Origin of the sequence: Symbiopectobacterium sp., assembly GCF_051710365.1 — a bacterium.
Lineage (GTDB): Bacteria > Pseudomonadota > Gammaproteobacteria > Enterobacterales > Enterobacteriaceae > Symbiopectobacterium.
This window is the reverse complement of record NZ_JBPETA010000398.1, coordinates 1-782: the sequence shown is the minus strand read 5'-3', so window position 1 is coordinate 782 and position 782 is coordinate 1. Positions and strand designations below refer to the sequence as shown.

Annotated in this window: 1 protein-coding gene, 1 tRNA gene and 2 pseudogenes; 2 read left to right on the top strand and 2 right to left on the bottom strand. The window is 54.2% G+C overall.

Going from position 1 to position 782, the window contains the following annotated elements; translation table 11 throughout:
- Together ACTBDZ_RS18285 and ACTBDZ_RS18280 are read left to right on the top strand one after the other, a co-directional pair.
- Positions 1–317, top strand: a pseudogene (locus ACTBDZ_RS18285) (hypothetical protein); the annotation flags it as partial.
- A gap of 16 nt (positions 318–333) precedes the next feature.
- Positions 334–409, top strand: a tRNA-OTHER gene (locus ACTBDZ_RS18280).
- A gap of 39 nt (positions 410–448) precedes the next feature.
- On the opposite strand, the gene ACTBDZ_RS18275 is transcribed toward ACTBDZ_RS18280, so the two are convergent.
- On the bottom strand, positions 449–652 hold the full coding sequence (locus ACTBDZ_RS18275) for a hypothetical protein (protein ID WP_438816329.1): 204 nt from the start codon (positions 650–652) through the stop codon (positions 449–451).
- A pseudogene (locus ACTBDZ_RS18270) lies at positions 649–782 on the bottom strand (VRR-NUC domain-containing protein); the annotation flags it as partial. The gene ACTBDZ_RS18275 and the pseudogene ACTBDZ_RS18270, both read right to left, overlap by 4 nt.

The following is a 782-nucleotide window of genomic DNA, read 5'->3' as shown; positions in this document are numbered from 1 at the left end:
CTACCAAGCGTGACCTTGAAGACGTGCGCAAAGAGATGCAAGCCCGCTTTGAAAAGACCGATGCGCAGATAGCCGATGTGCGCAAGGATATTGACGCTCGCTTCGAGAAGAACGAAGCTCAGATGCAAGCCCGCTTCGAGAAGACTGACGCGCAGATAGCCGATGTGCGTAAGGATATGCAATTAGTCCGCAAGGATTTACAGCTTGAAATGGCGGGTATTCGCTCCGAGCAGAAGTTAATGCGCTGGATGCTGAGCGCTGGAATTTTGGGTATTCTCTCTCTGGTTGTGAAAGCTTTTCTCGTTACGGCCCTTTAATCAATTCTGCCACCTTGGGTCGGTAGCTCAGTGTGGAAGAACGTACGTGTTATCAAACCGTAAGGACGCGGGTTCGAATCCCGCTCGACCCTCGATTTTCAGTAACCCCCCTCCTGCGTCAGGCGGCTAACCTATTTGCGCAGCCGCCTGTTGTCTTCCGCCATATACCCAATCACCGCCCTGAGCGTCTGCGTTTCCCAGTCCTCGTTAGGCTGTCTGCCTAGGCTGACCAGATAGCGGGCATCATCGATACTCTCACCGCCGTTGGTGATGGCGACAACCTCGCACATATTGGGGTGCCTGAAGGTCAGCACCCGTGCGTTATCCAGTTTCATTGAATACCCTCCATATTTTTGCTGTCCAGTACCACCACGGTAAATCCTAGCGCCCTGAGCCGGGCGTGTTCGCGCTGCTGGTCGGCGCGTGGCGCTTTGCCTGGTGCTTTGCATTCAACGAAAACGAGAC

Excerpts from the sequence above, each read along its gene's own strand:
- ACTBDZ_RS18275 (WP_438816329.1), bottom strand. The coding sequence starts at position 652 with ATGAAACTGGATAACGCACGGGTGCTGACCTTCAGGCACCCCAATATG.